This is a genomic window from Streptomyces sp. CA-142005 (assembly GCF_050942335.1).
GTDB lineage: Bacteria > Actinomycetota > Actinomycetes > Streptomycetales > Streptomycetaceae > Streptomyces.
In genome coordinates, this window is the sequence record NZ_CP192078.1 from 2908265 (window position 1) to 2925419 (window position 17155).

The window sequence follows — 17155 nt, forward strand, 5'->3', positions numbered from 1 at the left end:
TTTCTCAGGTCAGTGGCTTGATGGGGAAGGCGGTGGGTGATTAACCGACCGCGCCCTCCATCTGCAGCTCGATCAGCCGGTTGAGCTCCAGCGCGTACTCCATCGGCAGCTCCTTGGCGATGGGCTCGACGAAGCCGCGCACGATCATCGCCATGGCCTCGTCCTCGGACAGTCCGCGGCTCATCAGGTAGAAGAGCTGGTCCTCGGAGACCTTGGAGACGGTGGCCTCGTGACCCATGGACACGTCGTCCTCGCGGACGTCCACGTAGGGGTAGGTGTCCGAGCGGGAGACGGTGTCCACCAGCAGCGCGTCGCACAGCACGTTGGACTTCGACCCGGCGGCGCCCTCGCCGATCTCGATCAGACCGCGGTAGGAGGTACGGCCTCCACCGCGCGCCACCGACTTGGAGACGATGTTGGACGAGGTGTTCGGCGCCATGTGGACCATCTTGGCGCCGGCGTCCTGGTGCTGGCCCTCGCCCGCGAAGGCGATGGACAGGGTCTCGCCCTTGGCGTGCTCGCCCATCAGGTAGACGGCCGGGTACTTCATCGTCACCTTGGAGCCGATGTTGCCGTCGATCCACTCCATGGTCGCGCCCTCGTAGGCCACGGCGCGCTTGGTGACCAGGTTGTAGACGTTGTTCGACCAGTTCTGGATGGTCGTGTAGCGGCAGCGGGCGTTCTTCTTGACGATGATCTCGACGACCGCGGAGTGCAGCGAGTCCGACTTGTAGATCGGGGCGGTGCAGCCCTCGACGTAGTGCACGTAGGCACCCTCGTCGACGATGATCAGGGTCCGCTCGAACTGGCCCATGTTCTCCGTGTTGATGCGGAAGTAGGCCTGCAGCGGGATCTCGACGTGGACGCCCTTGGGGACGTAGATGAACGAGCCGCCGGACCACACGGCCGTGTTCAGCGCGGCGAACTTGTTGTCACCGGCCGGGATGACCGTGCCGAAGTACTCCTTGAAGAGCTCCGGGTGCTCCTTCAGCGCGGTGTCGGTGTCGAGGAAGATGACGCCCTGCTCCTCCAGGTCCTCGCGGATCTGGTGGTAGACGACCTCCGACTCGTACTGGGCGGCGACACCGGCGACCAGGCGCTGCTTCTCGGCCTCCGGGATGCCCAGCTTGTCGTAGGTGTTCTTGATGTCCTCGGGCAGGTCCTCCCAGGACTCCGCCTGCTTCTCCGTGGAGCGCACGAAGTACTTGATGTTGTCGAAGTCGATGCCCGAGAGGTCGGAGCCCCAGTTCGGCATCGGCTTCTTCTCGAAGAGCTTCAGGCCCTTCAGGCGCAGCTTGGTCATCCACTCCGGCTCCGACTTCTTGCCGGAGATGTCGCGGACGACCTCCTCGTTCAGGCCGCGCCTGGCGGAGGCACCGGCCACGTCGGAGTCGGCCCAGCCGTATTCGTACTTGCCCAGGCCCTCGAGTTCGGGGTGGGCAGTCTCCGTGGGGAGAGTCATGCGGGGTTCCTCCCGGCCGTGCTTGCAGGTGCGTCGTTGGAAATCTTGGGGATGAACGTCGTGCAGACGCCGTCGCCGTGCGCGATGGTCGCCAGTCGCTGGACGTGGGTACCCAGCAGCTCGGCGAAGATCTCCGTCTCCGCCTCGCACAGCTGCGGGAACTGCTCCGCGACGTGGGCGACCGGGCAGTGGTGCTGGCACAGCTGCTCGCCGACCGGTGCGCTGCGCGCCGTAGCAGCGTACCCGTCCACGCTCAAGGCCTTGGCCAGCGCTTCGGCGCGCTTGTCCGGGGTGACCGCCTCGATCGCCTTGCGGTACGCGCTCGCCTGGGCGGCGATCCGGGCGCGGGCGAAGGCCGCGACCGCCTCGGGGCCCCCGCCCTGCTCGGCGATCCAGCGGAGCGCGTCCGCGGCGAGCTTGTCGTACGACTGGTCGAAGGCGTCCCGGCCGCAGTCGGTGAGTGCGAAGACCTTGGCGGGGCGGCCGCGCGTGCGCGTGCCGTACACCCGCTGTTCGCGGGCCTCCACGACGTCGTCGGCGACCAGCGCGTCCAGGTGGCGCCGGACGGCCGCCTGGGTGAGTCCCAGCCGGCCGGCGAGTTCGGCGACGGTCGACGGGCCGTGGTCCAGGATGGAGCGCGCGACGCGGTTGCGCGTGGAGCGCTCACCGGTCGCGAGTTCCTCCTGTGGGGCCCCCAGAGGGGTCTCCCGAGCCTCGCCGACGTTTTTCACAACGCCATTGTTGCGTAATTCCTCGGAGCCTGACAAGCGCCGTCCGGATCATCGACCGGTGCCCTGCGTCACTTAGGCATACCTAACGTGACCTGCGGAAACGATCTTCGATCGATCATCCGGCACGCTTCTGAGCAGGCAATTCGGTGGCGGCACGGGCGCCCGTCGGGAAGACTCGCGAACCATGCCGACACCCCCTCCGACCGGCCCTCTTGTCACACGGGACACCCTGGCCACACAACTGCGCCTTCTGGGTGTCGAGACCGGAGAGATCCTCCTCGTCCACTCCTCCCTCGGCTCCCTCGGCTGGGTCAACGGAGGTGCCGTCGCGGTCGTCCAGGGACTGCTCGACGCCCTGGGCCCGTCCGGCACCCTGGTCGTCCCCGCCCAGTCGGCCCAGCTGTCCGACCCGGCGCTGTGGGCGAGGCCGCCGGTGCCCGAGCAGTGGTGGGACCGGATCCGGGCCACCATGCCGCCGTACGACCCGCTGATCACGCCCACCCGCGGGGTCGGCGTGATCCCCGAGACCGTGCGGACCTGGCCGGGTGCCCTGCGCAGCGCGCACCCGCAGACCTCGTTCGCGGCGCTCGGCCCGCGCGCCCGGGAGATCACCGACGGCCACGCCCCCGACTGCCGGCTCGGCGAGCACAGCCCGCTGGCCCGGCTGGAGAAGCTGGGCGCCCGGGTCCTGCTGCTCGGCGCGGGCTACGCGTCCTGCACCAGCTTCCACCTGGCCGAGTACCGGATACCCGCGCCGCTGGTGGAGGTCGGACGGCCCGCTCCCGGCGGCGGCTGGGAGACGGTGATCGAGGTGTCGATCGACTCCGACCGGTTCGACGAGCTCGGGCACGACTTCGAGCGGGACCGGCCCGTCGTACGCGGCAGGGTCGGCGCGGCGGACGCCCGGCTCTTCCCGGTGGCGGACGCGGTGGCCTATGCCGAGCGGTGGCTGCCGCTGCACCGGCCCCGCGAGGAGTAGCCCGGCCCGCGGGAAACCCCGTGCGGAGGACTTCCCGCACCCCCGCGCCTGAACGGCAAGCGGTCTCCCTAGACTCTGGACCCATGCGAAGTGAGCCCGTCCACCCGTCTCCCGACCACCACCCCTCAGGGAGACGCTTCGCGCCGCACCCGCTCATCGAGGTCCAGGCCCTGGTGAAGCGGTACGGCACGAAGACCGCGGTGGACGGCCTCGACCTGGTGGCCGGAGCGGGCGTGACCGCCGTCCTCGGTCCCAACGGGGCCGGCAAGACGACCACGGTCGAGACCTGCGAGGGGTACCGGAAACCGGATTCCGGCACGGTGCGCGTCCTGGGCCTCGACCCCATACGCCAGTCCGCCGAGCTGCGTCCCCGCATCGGTGTGATGCTCCAGTCCGGCGGCGTCTACTCCGGCGCCCGGGCCGACGAGATGCTCCGGCATGTCGCGAAGCTGCACGCGCACCCGCTGGACGTGGACGCCCTGATCGAGCGGCTGGGCCTCGGCAGCTGCGGCCGGACCTCCTACCGGCGGCTGTCCGGCGGCCAGCAGCAGCGCCTCGCGCTCGCCATGGCCGTCGTCGGGCGCCCGGAACTGGTCTTCCTGGACGAGCCGACGGCCGGCCTGGACCCACAGGCCCGCCGGGCCACCTGGGACCTGGTGAAGGACCTGCGCGCCGACGGCGTCTCGGTGATCCTCACCACCCACTACATGGAAGAGGCCGAACAGCTCGCCGACGACGTGGCGATCATCGACGGCGGCCGGGTCATCGCCCAGGGCTCCCCGGAGGAGCTGTGCAAGGGCGGCGCCGAGAACACCCTGCGCTTCACCGGCCGCCCCGGCCTCGACGTGGGCTCCCTGCTGAAGGCCCTCCCGGCCGACTGCACGGCCGCCGAGCTCACCCCGGGAGCCTACCGGGTCGTCGGCAAGGTCGACCCGCAGCTGCTGGCCACCGTGACCTCCTGGTGCGCCCAGCACGGAGTGATGCCGGAGCGGATCTCGGTGGAGCGGCACACGCTGGAGGACGTCTTTCTGGAGCTGACCGGCAAGGAGCTGCGCTCGTGACGACTGCAACCGGTACCTACGCCCCCAAGCCGGGTGCGGCGCCGCTCCCCCGCATGATCGCGGCCCAGGCGGCCCTGGAGACGAAGATGCTGCTCCGCAACGGCGAGCAGCTGCTGCTGACCGTGGTCATCCCGACCCTGCTGCTGGTGCTCTTCAGCTCGGTGGACATCGTGGACACCGGCAAGGGCGAGGCGGTCGACTTCCTCGCCCCCGGCATCCTGGCGCTCGCCGTGATGTCGACGGCGTTCACCGGGCAGGCCATCGCGACCGGCTTCGAGCGCCGCTACGGCGTGCTCAAGCGGCTCGCCTCCTCGCCGCTGCCCCGCTGGGGCCTGATGACCGCGAAGACCGCGTCCGTGCTGGTCACGGAGGTCCTGCAGGTGATCCTGCTGACGGCGATCGCGTTCGCGCTGGGCTGGTCCCCGCACGGCAACCCGGCCGCGGTCGTGCTCCTCCTCGTCCTCGGTACGGCGGCCTTCTCCGGCCTGGGCCTGCTGATGGCGGGCACGCTGAAGGCGGAGGCGACCCTGGCCGCCGCCAACCTGGTCTTCCTGCTGCTGCTCGTGGGCGGCGGGGTCATCGTCCCGCTGGACAAGTTCGGTTCGGGCGCGCAGACCGTGCTCGGGCTGCTGCCCATCTCCGCGCTGTCGGACGGCCTGCGGGACGTGCTCCAGCACGGGGCCGGGATGCCCTGGGGCGACCTGGGGATCCTGGCGGTGTGGGCGGTCGTCGGGCTGGCCGCCGCGGGAAAGTTCTTCCGCTGGGAGTGAGCCCGCACGGCGGACCCTCGTGAAAGCGTGCACAAGCGGCGGCCTACGATGGTGGGCGTGCCAAAGCTGAACCCCGCCGACGCCGCAGCGGCCGTACGCAACCCGCTCGCCTTCATCGCCGAACGCTGGACCCCGACCCCGAGGACGGTCCAGCGGGCGGCCCTCGCCGCGCTCGTGATGTCGGTGGTCATCGTCGTCACCGGCGGCGCCGTACGCCTGACCGGCTCCGGCCTCGGCTGCCCGACCTGGCCGGAGTGCACCGACGGCTCGCTGACCCCGACGAACGCGCTGAGCTACCACAGCGCGATCGAGTTCGGCAACCGGATGCTGACCTACGTGCTGTGCGCCGCGGTCGGCTGGGCGATCATCGCCGCCCGCTCCGAGAAGCCGTACCGGCGCAGCCTGACCCGGCTGGGCTGGGCGCAGTTCTGGCTGGTGATGAGCAACGCGATCCTCGGCGGCATCGTCGTGCTGGTGGGCCTCAACCCGTACACGGTCGCGGCCCACTTCCTGCTGGCGACGGCCCTGACCACCGTCGCCGCGGTGATGTGGCAGCGCACCCGCGAGGGCGACGGCGCGCCCCGGCCGCTGGTCGGCAAGGCCGTGCAGCAGCTGGTGTGGTTCCTGGTGGCCGCGTCTCTGCTGCTCATCGCGGTCGGCACGGTGGTGACCGGGGCCGGCCCGCACGCGGGTGACTCCAGCGAGGTCGAGCGGATCCCCATCGACTGGGAGACGGTGGCCAAGCTGCACGCGGTGCTCGCCTGGATCGTGGTGACACTGACGTTCGCGCTGTGGTTCGTGCTGAAGGCGGTGGACGCCCCGAAGGGGCCGCTCGCCCGCACCCGCGACCTGTTCCTGATCCTGCTCGCCCAGGGTGTGATCGGCTACGTGCAGTACTTCACCCATCTGCCCGAGGTGCTGGTGGGCCTGCACATGCTGGGCTCCTGCCTCGTGTGGATCGGCGTCCTGCGCATCCTGCTGGCCCTCCGCGAACGCCCGGAGGCCACCCTGGACCTGCCCGGCCCCGCGGCCGAGGTGGCGGTGGGCACGCGCGCGTGAGTCACCCGTAGCTGGTGACCAGCGCGCCGATCGCCGGGCCGAGGTAGGCGCGGGTCAGCTCGGCGCGGCGGACGAGCCAGTCCTGGGCTGCCGGGGCGGGATCGTCGTCGTAGCGTCGGCGGGTGATGTCCGCGACGACCTCGGCGGGAGCGCCGAGCGCCGGGAGTTCGTCGAGCGCCTCCCGCTTCGAGATCAGCCGGCCGTCCCGCAGGGTCACGGTGGCCCGGGCGAAGGTGAGCAGGCCCAGGTCGACCCACACGTCCTGCCGCCACAGCCGGGCCTTGTCGACCGCCGGGCGCCAGTAGTCCCGCTGGTCCCGTACGACGAAGTCGTGCAGCTGCCGCTCCGGCACCGGCGGGAGCAGCCCGGCCGGCGACCCGCCGTACAGCGCCCGCCCGAAGTCGTGCAGCTCGCGCCGGGTGACGGGGGTGACCGGGCGGCGCATCACGTGTCCGTGGGCCCAGGTGAGGTGCGGACGGTCCGGGTCGCCCAGGGTGGCGGGGGTGAGATAGCTGCAGTGGAGTTTCGCGGAGAGCGGCAGGGCGCGCAGCCTCCGGTGCAGGGCCACCACCCGCCGTACGGTCCCGAGGCGCACCGGGCCGGGCAGTACGGCGATCAGGTCCAGGTCGCTGCGGCCCTCCTGGTAGTCACCGCCGGCCAGTGAGCCGTGCGCCCACACCGCGCGCGGTCGCAGCGGCGTGAGTCCGTCGAGGAACCTGTCGAGCAGCGATGCGGTCGGCATCCGCCCAGTCTGGGCAGGTCATGCCAGTCCGTAAACCCGGCGCGCGTTGTCCGCCGCGACCATCCGGGCCACCCGCTGGGCGTCCTCCAGGGACCAGGCGCCCTCGGCCACCCAGTTGCCCAGGACCCGGGCCAGGGCCTCGCGGAACAGCCGGGCGCCTACGACGTGCAGCTCGGGCAGGCCGTGGGCGCCCGTGGAGAAGAGGATCTTGCCGAAGGGCGCCAGCTCCAGGATCTCGGCGAGGACGGTGGCCGCGCGGGCGCCGGTGCGGACCAGCGCGGCACCGGAGTCGGTGTAGACGTGCGGGAAGACGCCGGCCAGATGGGCGGCGTGACGGTGGTACGGGTAGCCGTGCAGCAGGATCAGGTCGGTGCCGAGGCCCGCCGTGGCCCGCACGAAGTCGGTGAGCAGCACGGGGTCGGTGCGGTCGATGCGGGAGGCCGGCTCGCCCAGCCCCGCGTGCAGTTGGAGCGGCAGGCCCGAGGCAACGGCGATCCACAGCAGGTGCCGCAGCAGCACCGGGTCGGTGAGCGGCCCGCCGACCCTGCGCCCGGCCAGCCAGCGGCCCGCCGCGCCCCGCACCTCCCCCGGACCCGGCGGCTCGGGCGCCAGCGCCAGGCCGTGTCCCAGCCCCGCGACGGAGGTGAAGGCGACGGCGTTCGCTGCGGCGCCGTGCACCGACTCGGCGAGGTTGGCGAGGAAGGACTCGACGGTGCCGGAGGTGTCGGCGACCTGCTCTGCGAGCTGCTCCAGCCGGACGATTTCACGGGCGTCGGCATCGCCCGTGGACGCCAGTTCGGTGGGGCCGGTGAGGTCGCCGGGGAGCCCCGTGTCGACGAGGTAGGTGGTGATGCCGCTGCCGCGCAGCAGCCTGCGGCCCGCTTCCAGGACGCCCAGTTCCCGGCGCCGGGCCAGATAGCGGGCGGGCGGGCAGTGCGGCTCCAGGCCGAGCAGCGGCGGGCACCAGCGCCGTACGGCGAATCCCGTCTGGGTGTCGAAGAGGGTGGTGCCGGGTGCCGGTGGGCCCTCGGTGCGGGCGAGCTGGGCCTCGAAGGTGCCGAGGCCCAGCTCTGTCCGCAGTACGCCGTGGCAGTACTGGTCCACGAGGGACGGCGTTTCGATCATCCCGGACTCCCCGTGTGCACCGGCTTTTGCGGCTTAACGAGTGAACGGGGTTCGAGGTCGCGGATCGGCTCGGGAATGCGCGTGCGTCGGCGGCCACCGGTCCCTCATGGTCGCTCGCGCCCACGCGGCGGAGCCGCATGCCGATACGGCCCCGCGCTCCTTCAGGGGCGCGCTGTTCAGCCGCCGATCTGAATGCCGGCCATCCGCTTCCATTCGTACGAGCCCGTCTTCACCTTCGCCGCGAACTCGCCGTCGAAGGACTCGTGGACGGTGATGCCGGACTTCTCGACGGCCTTCTCGGCGATCTCGGTGCTGGGGGCCACCAGGTCGCCCCAGCCGCCGTCCTCTCCGACGAGGACGATGCGGGCGCCGCGCTCGCCGATGTGGGCCACCTGGCCCTCGGCGCCGCCGTGGGCCCTGGCGAAGGCACTGATCTCCCGGGCGAGCTTCGCGGCCTTGCGCTCGGCCCTCGCGTCAACCTGCTGCGTGTCTGCCATGGCCAGGATGCTACTCGTGGGTAGATCGGCTGGCGAGAGCAGGGCTCTGTGACGTACGCCCGGCGCCGGTCAGCGCAGGAACGGGTCCACCGCGATCGCCACGAACAGCAGCGACACATAGGTGATGGACCAGTGGAACAGCCGCATCTCCTTCAGCTTCCCGCCCGTGACCTCGGCCTTGGCCCGGTTCTGCAGCGCGTGCGCCTCCCACAGCCACCAGCCGCCCGCGGCCAGCGCGACGGCCGTGTAGAACCAGCCGGTGTAGCCGAGCGGCGTGAGCAGCAGGGACACGGCGACCATCACCCAGCTGTAGATGACGATCTGCTTGGCGACGACCTTGTTGGACGCGATGACCGGGAGCATCGGGACGCCCACGCGCGCGTAGTCGTCCTTCACCTTCATGGACAGCGGCCAGTAGTGCGGCGGGGTCCAGAAGAAGATCACCAGGAACAGGACGACCGGCGCCCAGGAGAGGGAGTTCGTCACGGCCGACCAGCCGATGAGCACGGGCATGCAGCCCGCGATGCCGCCCCACACGATGTTCTGCGAGGTACGCCGCTTGAGGATCATCGTGTAGACGACGACATAGAAGAGGAGTGCGCCGAGGGACAGCCAGGCGGACAGCCAGTTGACGGTGAATCCGAACAGGAGCGTCGAGACGACCGCGAGGGCGATGCCGAAGGCGAGGCACTCGGGCGGGCTGACCATGCCGGTCACCAGCGGCCGCTGCGAGGTGCGGTCCATCAGGGCGTCGATGTCCCGGTCGATGTACATGTTCAGCGCGTTGGCGCCGCCCGCGGAGAGATAGCCGCCGACGCAGGTCAGCAGGACCAGCTTCAGGTCGGGCACACCCTGCTGCGCCAGGAACATCACCGGAACGGTGGTGATGAGCAGCAGCTCGATGATCCGCGGCTTGGTCAGAGCCACGAACGCCTTGACACGGGCCCCGAACGGCCGGTGAACCGGGCCCTGGCTCGCACCACCCAGCACGCCCGCTGGACGTGATTCGACGGCCGTCACGCACACCCCTGACAGAGACTCCCAGCGAGCCTCCCTGTGAAGTGCCGGTAAAGGCTCGCGCGTACCACGCCACTTTAGACGTTGCCCATACCCCGGCCTTCGCGGGGGTGGGGTCGTGTTGACGCACGCCCCATAAGAGGGGAGCCATCACTCGATTGAGCGCTCAGATGACCGGCTCCGTATTCAAGTGCCACACGGCTTCTCGGCCAGTCGGGAGGCGGATCCGGGAGAGTCCCGGCAGTCTGGAAACACTCGAAAAAATGCACGTCCTCACAGGGGTAGGCTCGGCAACGGCCGGCGGGCAGAAGCACGCCGGCGGCCGGGTGGGCGTATGCCCCGAAGACCGGCGACCGACATGTGGAGAGGAGCCCTGACCCAGGGTGAGCACCAAGCCGACCACCACAGACCTTGAGTGGACCGAGCTGGACCAGCGGGCCGTGGACACCGCCCGGGTCCTGGCCGCCGACGCCGTACAGAAGGTCGGCAACGGCCATCCCGGTACGGCGATGAGCCTGGCCCCGGCCGCCTACACCCTCTTCCAGAAGGTGATGCGGCACGACCCGGCGGACCCCGAGTGGGTCGGACGCGACCGCTTCGTGCTGTCCGCCGGCCACTCTTCCCTGACCCTCTACACGCAGCTCTACCTGGCCGGCTTCGGCCTGGAACTGGAGGACCTGGAGTCCTTCCGCACCTGGGGTTCGAAGACCCCGGGTCACCCGGAGTACGGGCACACCAAGGGTGTCGAGACCACCACCGGTCCGCTCGGCCAGGGTGTCGCCAACGCGGTGGGCATGGCGATGGCCGCCCGCTACGAGCGCGGCCTGTTCGACCCGGACGCGGCCGTCGGCGAGTCCCCCTTCGACCACTTCGTCTACTGCATCGCCGGTGACGGCTGCCTCCAGGAGGGCATCTCCGCCGAGGCCTCCTCGCTGGCCGGCCACCAGAAGCTCGGCAACCTGATCCTGCTGTGGGACGACAACCACATCTCGATCGAGGGCGACACCGAGACGGCCGTCTCCGAGGACACCGTGAAGCGGTACGAGGCCTACGGCTGGCACGTGCAGCGCGTGGAGGCCCAGGACAACGGCGACCTGGACCCGCGGGCGATCTACGAGGCGATCCAGAAGGCCAAGGCCGTCACCGACCGGCCGTCCTTCATCGCGATGCGCTCGATCATCGCCTGGCCGGCCCCGAACGCCCAGAACACCGAGGCCGCGCACGGCTCGGCGCTGGGCGACGAGGAGGTCGCGGCCACCAAGCGCGTCCTCGGCTTCGACCCTGAGAAGCACTTCGCCGTCGAGGACGAGGTGATCACCCACACCCGCAAGGCCCTGGAGCGCGGCGCCCAGGCGCGTGCCGAGTGGGAGAAGGCCCTGCAGGTCTGGCGGGACGACAACCCCGAGCGCGCCGCCGAGTTCGACCGCATCAGCCGGGGCGAGCTGCCCACCGGCTGGGAGGAGAAGATCCCGGTCTTCGAGCCGGGCAAGGGTGTCGCGACGCGTGCCGCCTCCGGCAAGGTGCTGCAGGCGCTCGGCGCGGTGATCCCCGAGCTGTGGGGCGGCTCCGCCGACCTCGCCGGGTCGAACAACACGACCATCGACAAGGAGAGCTCGTTCCTGCCCGAGGGCAACCCGCTGCCCGAGGCCAAGCCGTACGGGCGCACCATCCACTTCGGCATCCGCGAGCACTCGATGGGCGCCGAGCTGAACGGCATCACGCTGCACGGCAACACCCGTGTCTACGGCGGTACGTTCCTCGTCTTCTCCGACTACATGCGCAACGCGGTGCGCCTGTCGGCCCTGATGCACCTGCCGGTGACGTACGTGTGGACGCACGACTCCATCGGCCTCGGCGAGGACGGCCCCACCCACCAGCCGGTCGAGCACCTGGCCTCGCTGCGCGCGATCCCCGGCCTGAACATCGTCCGTCCGGCCGACGCCAACGAGACCGCGATCGCCTGGCGCGAGATCCTGCGGCGCTGGACGAAGGAGTTCGGCAAGGGGCAGCCGCACGGCCTGGCCCTCACCCGCCAGGGCGTGCCGACGTACGAGCCCAACGAGGACGCGGCCAAGGGTGGCTACGTCCTGTTCGAGGCCGACGGCGGCGAGCCGCAGGTGATCCTGATCGCCACGGGTTCCGAGGTGCACGTGGCCGTGGAGGCGCGTGAGCGGCTCCAGGCCGAGGGCGTTCCCACGCGTGTCGTGTCGATGCCGTCCGTCGAGTGGTTCGAGGAGCAGGACCAGGGGTACCGGGACTCCGTGCTCCCGCCGTCCGTCAAGGCCCGCGTGGCCGTGGAGGCGGGCATCGGACTGACCTGGTACCGCTACGTCGGGGACGCCGGCCGCATCGTTTCCCTGGAGCACTTCGGTGCTTCCGCCGACGGCAAGGTGCTCTTCCGCGAGTTCGGCTTCACTGCCGAGAATGTGGCCGCCAAGGCCCGGGAATCCATCGCCGCCGCCCAGCGCTGACGCTCATATACGACACGTAGGAGATGTAATTCCATGACAGACGCACTCAAGCGCCTCTCCGAAGAAGGCGTCGCGATCTGGCTGGACGACCTGTCGCGCAAGCGGATCACGTCCGGCAACCTCGCCGAGCTGATCGACCAGCAGCACGTCGTGGGCGTCACCACCAACCCGACGATCTTCCAGAAGGCGATCAGCGGCGGCGACGGCTACGAGCAGCAGGTCACGGACCTCGCCGCCCGCAAGGTCACCGTCGAAGAGGCCATCCGCATGATCACCACGGCGGACGTCCGCGACGCCGCCGACATCCTGCGCCCGGTCTTCGACGCCACCGGCGGCAAGGACGGCCGGGTCTCCATCGAGGTCGACCCGCGCCTGGCGCACAACACCAAGGCCACCGTCGCCGAGGCCAAGCAGCTGGCCTGGCTGGTGGACCGCCCCAACACCCTGATCAAGATCCCGGCCACCGAGGCGGGTCTGCCGGCGATCACCGAGACGATCGGCCTCGGCATCAGCGTCAACGTCACCCTGATCTTCTCCCTGGAGCGGTACCGGGCCGTCATGGACGCCTACCTCTCCGGCCTGGAGAAGGCCAAGGAGCGCGGCCTGGACCTGTCCCTGATCCACTCCGTGGCGTCCTTCTTCGTGTCCCGCGTGGACACCGAGATCGACAAGCGCCTGGACGGCATCGGCACCGACGAGGCCAAGGCGCTGCGCGGCAAGGCCGCCGTCGCCAACGCCCGCCTCGCCTACCAGGCGTACGAGGAGGTCTTCTCCTCGAGCCGCTGGCAGGCGCTGGAGAGCGCGGGCGCCAACAAGCAGCGTCCGCTGTGGGCGTCGACCGGTGTGAAGGACCCGGCGTACCCGGACACGCTGTACGTCACCGAGCTGGTCGCGCCGAACACGGTCAACACCATGCCGGAGGCCACGCTGGAGGCCACCGAGGACCACGGCGAGATCAGCGGCGACACCATCGCCGGCACCTACGAGCAGGCGCGCGCCGACCTCGACGCGCTGGAGAAGCTCGGCATCTCGTACGACGACGTCGTGCAGGTGCTGGAGGACGAGGGCGTCGAGAAGTTCGCGGCGTCCTGGAACGACCTGCTGAAGTCCACTCAGGCGGAGCTCGAGCGCCTTGCCCCTTCGGAGGGCTGAGTTGTCACCCCTTTCCGGTTCCGGAGCGAACCCGCTTCGTGACCCGGCCGACCGACGGCTCCCGCGCATCGCGGGGCCGTCGGGTCTGGTCATCTTCGGTGTCACGGGCGACCTGTCCCGCAAGAAGCTGATGCCCGCGGTGTACGACCTCGCCAACCGGGGTCTGCTGCCGCCGGGCTTCTCGCTGGTGGGCTTCGCCCGCCGCGAGTGGGCGCACGAGGACTTCGCGCAGGAGGTCCACGACGCGGTCAAGGCGCACGCCCGTACGCCGTTCCGCGAGGAGGTCTGGCAGCAGCTCATCCAGGGGATGCGCTTCGTCCAGGGCACCTTCGACGACGACGACGCGTTCGAGCGGCTGCGCTCCACCATCGACGAGCTGGACAAGGCGCAGGGCACGAGCGGCAACTTCGCCTTCTACCTGTCGGTGCCGCCGCGTTCCTTCCCGGTGGTCATCCAGCAGCTGAAGAAGCACGGGCTGGCCGACCAGTCGGGCGGTTCCTGGCGGCGCGCGGTCATCGAGAAGCCGTTCGGGCACGACCTGAAGTCGGCCGAGGACCTGAACAAGGTCGTGCACGAGGTGTTCGAGCCGGACCAGGTGTTCCGGATCGACCACTACCTCGGCAAGGAGACCGTCCAGAACATCCTGGCGCTGCGCTTCGCCAACACGATGTTCGAGCCGATCTGGAACCGGTCCTTCGTGGACCACGTGCAGATCACCATGGCCGAGGACATCGGCATCGGCGGCCGCGCCGGTTACTACGACGGCATCGGCGCCGCCCGTGACGTCATCCAGAACCACCTGCTCCAGCTCATGGCGCTGACCGCCATGGAGGAGCCCGCCTCCTTCGACGCGGACGCCCTGGCCGCGGAGAAGGAGAAGGTGCTGGGCGCGGTACGGCTGCCCAGGGACCTGGGCGGCAGCACCGTGCGCGGGCAGTACGCGGGCGGCTGGCAGGGCGGCGAGAAGGTCATCGGCTACCTCGAAGAGGAGGGCATCGACCGCAAGTCGAAGACCGACACCTACGCGGCGATCAAGCTGGAGATCGACAACCGCCGCTGGGCGGGCGTCCCCTTCTATCTGCGCACCGGCAAGCGCCTCGGCCGCCGGGTGACGGAGATCGCCGTCGTCTTCCAGCGGGCCCCGCACTCCCCCTTCGACACCACGGCGACGGAGGAGCTGGGCCAGAACGCGATCGTCATCCGCGTCCAGCCCGACGAGGGCGTCACCGTCCGCTTCGGCTCCAAGGTCCCGGGCACCTCGATGGAGATCCGGGACGTCTCCATGGACTTCGCCTACGGCGAGTCCTTCACGGAGTCCAGCCCGGAGGCGTACGAGCGGCTCATCCTGGACGTGCTGCTGGGCGACGCCAACCTCTTCCCGCGCACGGAGGAGGTCGAGCTGTCCTGGAAGATCCTCGACCCGATCGAGGAGTACTGGGACAAGCACGGCAGGCCCGCGCAGTACCAGTCGGGCACCTGGGGCCCCGCCGAGGCGGACGAGATGCTCGCACGAGACGGACGGAGCTGGCGCCGGCCATGAAGATAGACCTGACCGACACCACCGCCGGCGACATCAACAAGGCGCTCGTCCAGGGCCGCCGCGCGATCGGCACGCCCGCCGTGGGCATGGTCCTGACCCTCGTCATCGTCACCGACGAGGAGAACGCCTACGACGCGCTGAAGGCCGCCAACGACGCCTCGCACGAGCACCCCTCGCGCACGCTGGTGGTCATCAAGCGGGTCTCCCGCAGCCCGCGCGACCGCACCTCCTCGCGTCTGGACGCCGAGGTGCGGGTGGGCGCGGACGCGGGCACCGGCGAGACGGTGGTGCTGCGGCTGTACGGCGAGGTCGTGGGCCACGCCGACTCGGTCGTGCTGCCGCTGCTGCTGCCGGACGCGCCGGTGGTCGTGTGGTGGCCGGTGAACGCGCCGCTGGACCCGGCGAAGGACCCGCTGGGCGCGCTCGCGCAGCGCCGGGTCACCGACACCTACGCCGCCGAGCAGCCGGTGCGGGAGCTGTCCGCCCGCGCCGAGGCCTACACGCCCGGCGACACCGACCTGTCCTGGACCCGGATCACGCCGTGGCGTTCGATGCTCGCGGCGGCCCTGGACCAGGTCACCTGCCAGGTGACGGCCGTCGAGGTGGAGGGCGAGGAGTTCAACCCGAGCTGTGAGCTGCTGGCGATGTGGCTCGCGGACCGGCTGGACGTACCGGTGAAGCGGTCGCTGTCGGGCGGCCCGGGTCTCACCGCGGTCCGCATGGACACGAGCTGCGGCCCGATCGTCCTGGACCGCGCGGACGGCACGCTGGCCACGCTGTCCATCCAGGGCCAGCCGGCCCGCGCGGTGGCGCTGAAGCGGCGGGACACCGCCGAGCTGATCGCGGAGGAGCTGCGCCGGCTCGACCCGGACGACACCTACGCCTCGGCGCTGCGCTACGGCGTGGAGCGGCTGAACCCGGTTCCGGAGCAGTCCGTTCAGGAGCCGCTGGCCGAGCCCAGGTCCGAAGAGGAGACGGCGAAGGCACCGGCCAAGAGGGCGGCGTCCAAGACCGCGAAGAAGGTACCTGCGAGGAAGGCGGCGGCGAAGTGAGCACTCCGCAGCTGGTCGTCCACCGCGACAAGGAGCTGATGGCTCAGGCCGCCGCGGCCCGCCTGATCACGAAGATCGTGGACGCGCAGGCCTCCCGGGGCACCGCGTCCGTGGTCCTCACGGGCGGACGCAACGGCAACGGCCTGCTGGCCGCGCTGGCGGCGGCCCCGGCCCGGGACGCCATCGACTGGGGCCGGCTCGACCTGTGGTGGGGCGACGAGCGCTACCTCCCCGAGGGCGACCCGGAGCGCAATGTCACGCAGGCCCGCGCGGCCCTGCTCGACTCCGTTCCGCTGGCCCCGGAGCGCGTGCACGCCATGCCCGCCTCCGACGGCCCGTACGGTACGGACGTCGACGCGGCGGCGGAGGCGTACGCGGCGGAGCTGGCGAAGGCGGCCGGACCCGAGAACCACGGCTCGGTGCCCACCTTCGACGTGCTGATGCTGGGCGTCGGCCCGGACACCCACGTGGCCTCGCTCTTCCCGGAGCATCCGGGGGTACGGGAGACGGAACGCACGGTGATCGGCGTCCACGGCGCCCCCAAGCCGCCGCCGACCCGGGTCTCCCTCACGCTCCCCGCGATCCGTTCGGCCCGCGAGGTCTGGCTCCTCGCGGCCGGCGAGGACAAGGCGGAGGCCGCGGCCATCGCCCTGTCGGGCGCGGGCGAGATCCAGGCGCCGGCAGCGGGGGCGTACGGCCGCTCGCGCACGCTCTGGCTGCTGGACGCGGCTGCGGCTTCGCAGTTGCCGAGATCGCTGTATCCGCCGGCTTCACCGTGAACCGGTGACCGGTGAACCGGTGAACCGGTGAACTGCCGACGCACACGAGGGCGGCAGGGGACGACTCCCCTGCCGCCCTCGTCGTGTCTTCTGACTCCCCCTCAAGCAAGTCCTTCACGACTTCCACGAAATATTCATATAACACTCAACTTTTGTGTAAGCTCCTGGGCGCACCGATCGCACCACTGAGGGGGGACCTCATGCGTATACGTTCCGCGCTCACCGCCACCGCCGCTGCCGGCGCTCTCGCCGTCGCCGTCGCCGCCCCGGCCCAGGCCACCGAGTACTCCTCCGCCCTGAAGATCACGGGCGTCCAGTACGACGCGCCGGGGCGGGACTCCAACAGCTGCAGCACGGGCAACACCCGGGACGAGTATCTGACGATCAAGAACTACTCGCGCAGCACGACCGTCAACCTCAAGGGCTACTTCGTCAAGGACGCCGCGGGGAACCGGTTCACGTTCGGCTCGAACCACTACCTCCAGCCCGGCGACTACGTGAAGCTGCGCGGGGGCCACGGCACCGACTCGGACGCCCACAACGTCGTCTACCGCCAGAACTGCAACTTCATCTGGAACAACGACAAGGACACCATCTACCTCTACAAGCCGTCCGGGGCCCACGCGGACACCCACGCCTACACCAAGTCCGGCAACGACCGGGACGGCAACGGTTACATCACCTTCCACGGCTGACACCGAGCCGTCCCGGGAGAGTG

The 17155-nt window shown here is 70.5% G+C and carries 16 protein-coding genes; 10 read left to right on the top strand and 6 right to left on the bottom strand.

The features are described from left to right. Positions 1–40: 40 nt before the first annotated feature. A complete protein-coding gene (gene sufB, locus ACQPXS_RS13915) occupies positions 41–1462 on the bottom strand; it encodes a Fe-S cluster assembly protein SufB (RefSeq protein ID WP_351209414.1) in 1422 nt (473 codons plus the stop codon). Then, complete coding sequence (locus ACQPXS_RS13920; protein WP_433449472.1) at positions 1459–2193, bottom strand: helix-turn-helix transcriptional regulator; 735 nt, start codon at positions 2191–2193, stop codon at positions 1459–1461. The genes sufB and ACQPXS_RS13920 overlap by 4 nt, the downstream gene beginning before the upstream one ends. 184 nt (positions 2194–2377) lie before the next feature. On the opposite strand from ACQPXS_RS13920, the gene ACQPXS_RS13925 reads away from it, so the two are divergent. The 4 genes from ACQPXS_RS13925 (at position 2378) to ACQPXS_RS13940 (ending at position 6062) form a co-directional block, all read left to right on the top strand. After that, a complete protein-coding gene (locus ACQPXS_RS13925; protein WP_351800828.1) occupies positions 2378–3172 on the top strand; it encodes an aminoglycoside N(3)-acetyltransferase in 795 nt (264 codons plus the stop codon). Positions 3173–3255: 83 nt separating this feature from the next. Next, positions 3256–4233: an ABC transporter ATP-binding protein gene (locus ACQPXS_RS13930; protein WP_433449473.1), complete on the top strand. Its 978-nt coding sequence runs from the start codon at positions 3256–3258 to the stop codon at positions 4231–4233. Positions 4234–4286: 53 nt separating this feature from the next. Beyond that, positions 4287–5003 (top strand): ABC transporter permease, encoded by a 717-nt coding sequence (locus ACQPXS_RS13935; RefSeq protein WP_390681745.1) that lies wholly within the window; start codon positions 4287–4289, stop codon positions 5001–5003. Positions 5004–5051: 48 nt separating this feature from the next. Then, on the top strand, positions 5052–6062 hold the full coding sequence (locus ACQPXS_RS13940) for a COX15/CtaA family protein (RefSeq protein WP_433449474.1): 1011 nt from the start codon (positions 5052–5054) through the stop codon (positions 6060–6062). 1 nt (position 6063) lies between these two features. Here the strand turns inward: ACQPXS_RS13940 and ACQPXS_RS13945 are convergent, their stop codons facing one another. From ACQPXS_RS13945 to ACQPXS_RS13960, 4 genes are all read right to left on the bottom strand, one after another. Further along, the gene (locus ACQPXS_RS13945; protein ID WP_433449475.1) at positions 6064–6804 is read right to left on the bottom strand and encodes a nucleotidyltransferase; all 741 of its coding nucleotides are present in this window, start codon (positions 6802–6804) and stop codon (positions 6064–6066) included. Between the two features lie 18 nt (positions 6805–6822). Next, positions 6823–7929 carry an amidohydrolase family protein gene (locus ACQPXS_RS13950; RefSeq protein ID WP_433449476.1) on the bottom strand — a complete coding sequence of 369 codons (1107 nt, stop codon included), beginning with the start codon at positions 7927–7929 and terminating at the stop codon, positions 6823–6825. A 176-nt stretch (positions 7930–8105) separates the two neighbouring features. Next, entirely contained in the window at positions 8106–8426 is a 321-nt protein-coding gene (locus ACQPXS_RS13955) for a hypothetical protein (protein ID WP_351800824.1), read from the bottom strand. Positions 8427–8495: 69 nt separating this feature from the next. Then, positions 8496–9452 carry a heme o synthase gene (locus tag ACQPXS_RS13960; protein ID WP_356304342.1) on the bottom strand — a complete coding sequence of 319 codons (957 nt, stop codon included), beginning with the start codon at positions 9450–9452 and terminating at the stop codon, positions 8496–8498. 374 nt (positions 9453–9826) lie between these two features. Between ACQPXS_RS13960 and tkt the strand changes: the two genes are divergently transcribed. The 6 genes from tkt to ACQPXS_RS13990 all read left to right on the top strand — a co-directional run bounded on the left by tkt (position 9827) and on the right by ACQPXS_RS13990 (position 17132). Then, positions 9827–11914, top strand: coding sequence for a transketolase (tkt, locus tag ACQPXS_RS13965; protein WP_351800820.1), 2088 nt, complete (start codon positions 9827–9829; stop codon positions 11912–11914). A gap of 33 nt (positions 11915–11947) precedes the next feature. Then, a complete protein-coding gene (tal, locus tag ACQPXS_RS13970) occupies positions 11948–13066 on the top strand; it encodes a transaldolase (protein WP_433449479.1) in 1119 nt (372 codons plus the stop codon). Position 13067: 1 nt separating this feature from the next. Next, complete coding sequence (gene zwf, locus ACQPXS_RS13975) at positions 13068–14606, top strand: glucose-6-phosphate dehydrogenase (RefSeq protein ID WP_351800817.1); 1539 nt, start codon at positions 13068–13070, stop codon at positions 14604–14606. Then, positions 14603–15658, top strand: a complete 1056-nt coding sequence (opcA, locus tag ACQPXS_RS13980) for a glucose-6-phosphate dehydrogenase assembly protein OpcA (protein WP_433449480.1) — start codon at positions 14603–14605, stop codon at positions 15656–15658. The genes zwf and opcA overlap by 4 nt, the downstream gene beginning before the upstream one ends. Continuing rightward, positions 15655–16437, top strand: coding sequence for a 6-phosphogluconolactonase (gene pgl / locus ACQPXS_RS13985; protein WP_399171944.1), 783 nt, complete (start codon positions 15655–15657; stop codon positions 16435–16437). Before opcA ends, pgl begins: the two co-directional genes overlap by 4 nt. A gap of 200 nt (positions 16438–16637) precedes the next feature. Further along, positions 16638–17132 carry a lamin tail domain-containing protein gene (locus ACQPXS_RS13990; protein ID WP_433449482.1) on the top strand — a complete coding sequence of 165 codons (495 nt, stop codon included), beginning with the start codon at positions 16638–16640 and terminating at the stop codon, positions 17130–17132. The last annotated feature ends 23 nt before the right edge of the window (positions 17133–17155 follow it).